Genomic DNA, 3,986 nt, shown 5'->3' with positions numbered 1-3,986 from the left:
GGTCAAGGAGAATGCGCGGCTTCCGTTTTGACAGGCCGCGGAGCAAGGGCGCGCAAGCTCAGCGCTGCGCCTTGTCCTGCAAAGCCTTGCGATCGTTGCGGGCGGCGATGAAGAACAGGATGACGCCGAGGCCAAGCAGCGCGCCCATCGCCATTCCCATCGTCTGGCCGACGACCTCCTGAAAATTCGTGGCGACGCGATCGGGATTCTGGATACCGTAGCCGGCGAGATACCACCACAGCCCGGCCAGGGCGGCCTCGAAGATCGCCAACACCAGGATCAGCCGCGCCTTCTTGCTCATTCGAATCTCCCCCCATGTGCCGAGGCCATGCAGTAGCATTGCCGGATGCGTGGCGACAGGGGTGGCGAGGGCATATTCCGGTAACGACCGCGCCGCCTCACTCGTGCCGCAGCGCGTCGATCGGGTCGAGCCTGGCGCCGCGCAGCGCTGGGAAGAAGCCGAACACCATGCCGATCAGCGCCGAAAAGCCGACCGCGAGCAGGATGACCGCCGGGCTCGGCGCGAAGGGGATGATCAGCGCCACCGAGGCGATGGCGGCGAGCGCCAGGCCGATCAGGATGCCGATGATCCCGCCGAGGAGCGACAGCACCGTCGCCTCGACCAGGAACTGGATGAGGATGTGCTTCTCATGCGCGCCGATCGCCAGCCTGATGCCGATCTCGCGCGTGCGTTCGGTGACCGAGACCAGCATGATGTTCATGATGCCGATGCCGCCGACCAGCAGGCTGACGCCGGCAACCGCGCCCAGCATGCCGGTCATGGTGGTGGTGGCGCTGGCCATGGCGTCGGCGATCTGCGTCATGTCGCGGATCGAGAAATCGTCATCGCGGTCGGGCGTGACGCGGCGCGTGTCGCGCAGGATGTCCTCGACGCGCGGCTGCAGTTCGGAGGTCGGCGTGCGGTCGTCGGCGGCGATGTAGATCGAATCGATGTCGCGGTTGCCGGCGATGCGGCGCTGGTAGGCGGCAAGCGGCATCAGCACGACATTGTCCTGGTCCTGGCCGAAGCCGGTGTAGCCCTTGGGTTCCAAGAGGCCGATGATCTTGCAGGAGGTGCGGTTGACGCGGATGGTCTCGCCTTCCGGATCGCCGGCGCCGAAGAATTGCTGGCGCACCGTCTCGCCGACCAGGCAGACCCCGGCGCCGGCGCGGGTCTCGGAATCGCTGAACGGACGCCCCGAGACCAGCTTCCAGTCGCGCGCGTCGAGATAGGCGCTGTCGGTGCCGGTGACGCCCGATGTAACGCTTTCGGTGCCGAAGATGACGCGGACCTGCTTTTGCGAGGCGGGCGAGATGGCGCGCGCGCCGTCGAGATGCTTGACGAGCGCGGCAAGGTCCTTGTCGGCAAGCGGACGCACCGCCTGGTCGAGCCCTCCCGGTCCGCCAGGCCCGGCCGGACGGCCGGGGCGGACGACGAGCAAATTGCTGCCGAGCTTGGAAATATCCGACTTGACCTTCGCGGTGGTGCCGGAGCCGATGGTCAGCATGGCGATGACGGCGGCGACGCCGATGACGATGCCGAGCAAGGTCAGGAACGAGCGCAGCACGTTGCGGCGGATCGAGATCAGCGACAGGCGAACTGTCTCCCAGATCATTGGGCCGCCTCCAGTTTGTTGGAGTCGGTGGCGACATGGCCGTCGAGGAAGCGGATCGTGCGCTCGGCATAGGCCGCCACGTCGGCCTCGTGCGTGACCATGACGATGGTGAGGCCAAGCTCGGCGTTGAGCCTGGTCAGGAGCTCCATGATCTCGTGCGTGCGGGCGGAGTCGAGATTGCCGGTGGGTTCGTCGGCAACGAGCAGCGTCGGCCTGGTGACGATGGCGCGCGCGATCGCCACCCGCTGCTGCTGGCCGCCGGAGAGCTCGGCCGGCGTGTGATGCTCGCGTCCCACAAGGCCGACCTCGGCCAGCGCCTGCATGGCAAGTTGGCGGCGCTCGCGCGCGGCGACACCGCGATAGATCAGCGGCAGCTCGACATTCTCTGCCGCCGTGGTGCGCGGCAGCAAATTGTAGCCCTGGAAGACGAAGCCGACATAGAGGTTGCGCAGCATGGCGCGGCGGTTGCGGTCGAGCCGGCCGGCGTCGATGCCCTCGAAACTGTAGGTCCCGGCAGTCGGCGTGTCGAGGCAGCCGATGATGTTCATCGCCGTCGACTTGCCGGAACCCGACGGGCCCATGATGGCGACGAACTCGCCTTTTCGGATGGCGAGATCGACGCCGGCCAGCGCATGCACGCGGGCTTCGCCCTGGCCGTAGCTTTTCCAGACCTTGTCGAAGGCAATCAGCGTGGAGCCCGACACGGCGTCAGTTCCGCAGCTGCGAGCCGGTGATGACCTGCGCGCCTTTGTCGAGGCCGGACGTAATCTCGGTCAGCTCGCCATCGGTGGAACCGACCTTGACATTGACCGCGTGGGGTCGGCCATTCTCCAGCACATAGAGCGTGCGCGAGCCGTCGGTCGGTCTCGGCGTGGCGTCGCGCTGGCGGCCAGGGCGGCCCATGCGGCCGGTGAACAGGTCGCGCAGGCTCCACGTGCGGGCGGCGGGCGGCGCCGGCCGGTAACGGAAGGCGGTGGCCGGCACGGTGAGCACACCCTTGGCCTGTTTGGTGACGACCGAGACGGTGGCGGTCATGCCGGGCCTGAGCAGCAACTCGCTGTTGTCGACCTCCAGCCGCGCATTGTAGGTGACGACGCCGTCAGTGGTTACGGACGCATAGGAGATGTCGCGGATCTCGGCGTCGAAGGGCCGCTCCGGAAAGGCATCGACGGTGAAGCGGGCATGTTGGCCGGGCTTGACCGAGCCGATATCGGCTTCGTCGACCGCCGCCTGCAGCTCCATGTTCCTGAGGTCGGCGGCAATGACGAACAGCACCGGCGCCTGCAGCGAGGAGGCGACCGTCTGGCCGGGGTCGACAGAACGCGTCAGCACGATGCCGTCGATCGGCGCGTAGATGGTGCTCTTGGCAAGGTCGGTCTGCTGCGCCTTGAGATCGGCATTGGCGATGGCAAGGTTGGCCTCGGCGCTGTCGAGGGCCGCCTTGGAGCGGTCGCGGGTCGCGGTCGCGGCCTCGAGCGACTGGTCGGTCGCCATGCCGCGCTTGGTGAGTTCGTTCGCGCGCGCCAGCGCGTTCTCGTTTTCCTTCAGCGTCACGGTGGCGTCCTCGACGGCTGCCGCGGCTGCCTTGGCGGAAGCCTCGGCGCGCTCGATCTGAACCTCGAGCTTGGCGGTGTCGAGCGTCGCCAGCACATCGCCCTTCTTGACCTGCTGGTTTTCCTCGACCGCGACCGAGCGGACGACGCCTGAAAGTTCGCTGGAGATGTCGACCTGCGTCAGCGGCTGCAGCGTGCCGGTGGCCGAGACCTGGACGGTGAGGTCGGCAACGGCTGCCGGCACGGTGGTATAGTCGATTTTGGCCTGAGAGCCGGCATACCACTGATAGAAGGCACCCGCCGCGGCAACGGCGATCAGCGCCAGCAGGGCATAGAGCCAACCGCGCCGGCGTGTCCTGCGCAGGCCGTTGCGGTCGAGGCCGAGCGCCGTCTCGATGGCGGAATCCGATTCCGTCTTTGGCGGATTGACAACCTGGTCCACGCTGGACCCCTATTATGCGCACAGTCCCTATCTGTGCACAGATCAGGCTTTGTGGTTCGAATTACAAATTAAATTTCGCCCATGTTGGGATTGAGGCAAGAATGAAAACCCGGGATTACTTGCTCTACGATGTCTTTACGACCGAGCGGCTGGCCGGCAACCCCGTGGCTGTCGTCCTGGACAGCAAGGGGCTGGACACGGCGGCTATGCAAGCCATCGCGCGCGAATTCAATCTTTCCGAAACGGTGTTCGTGCTGCCTCCCGACAACGCCAAGCACCGCGCCCGCATCCGCATCTTCACGCCCGACTATGAAATGCCGTTCGCCGGCCATCCGACCGTCGGTACGGCGATCGCGCTCGCCGATCTGGCTGGCG

The 3,986-nt window shown here is 66.5% G+C and carries 5 protein-coding genes; 1 reads left to right on the top strand and 4 read right to left on the bottom strand.

The annotated features are described in order from the left end of the window. Positions 1-58: 58 nt before the first annotated feature. The 4 genes from EN745_RS31395 to EN745_RS31380 form a co-directional block, all read right to left on the bottom strand. Positions 59-301, bottom strand: a complete 243-nt coding sequence (locus tag EN745_RS31395; RefSeq protein WP_126053996.1) for a hypothetical protein — start codon at positions 299-301, stop codon at positions 59-61. A gap of 97 nt (positions 302-398) precedes the next feature. After that, positions 399-1,616, bottom strand: a complete 1,218-nt coding sequence (locus EN745_RS31390; protein WP_126053997.1) for an ABC transporter permease — start codon at positions 1,614-1,616, stop codon at positions 399-401. Further along, positions 1,613-2,320: an ABC transporter ATP-binding protein gene (locus tag EN745_RS31385; protein WP_126053998.1), complete on the bottom strand. Its 708-nt coding sequence runs from the start codon at positions 2,318-2,320 to the stop codon at positions 1,613-1,615. Before EN745_RS31385 ends, EN745_RS31390 begins: the two co-directional genes overlap by 4 nt. Before the next feature lie 4 nt (positions 2,321-2,324). Next, entirely contained in the window at positions 2,325-3,611 is a 1,287-nt protein-coding gene (locus EN745_RS31380) for an efflux RND transporter periplasmic adaptor subunit (RefSeq protein WP_126053999.1), read from the bottom strand. Positions 3,612-3,712: 101 nt separating this feature from the next. On the opposite strand from EN745_RS31380, the gene EN745_RS31375 reads away from it, so the two are divergent. Next, on the top strand, positions 3,713-3,986 hold a 274-nt coding region (locus EN745_RS31375; RefSeq protein WP_145992243.1), incomplete at its 3' end, for a PhzF family phenazine biosynthesis isomerase.

The organism is Mesorhizobium sp. M4A.F.Ca.ET.022.05.2.1 (assembly GCF_003998845.1).
Classification (GTDB): domain Bacteria; phylum Pseudomonadota; class Alphaproteobacteria; order Rhizobiales; family Rhizobiaceae; genus Mesorhizobium.
This window is presented reverse-complemented; position numbering and strand designations above follow the sequence as displayed.

Excerpts from the sequence above, each read along its gene's own strand:
- EN745_RS31395 (WP_126053996.1), bottom strand. The coding sequence starts at position 301 with ATGAGCAAGAAGGCGCGGCTGATCCTGGTGTTGGCGATCTTCGAGGCC.
- EN745_RS31390 (WP_126053997.1), bottom strand. The coding sequence starts at position 1,616 with ATGATCTGGGAGACAGTTCGCCTGTCGCTGATCTCGATCCGCCGCAAC.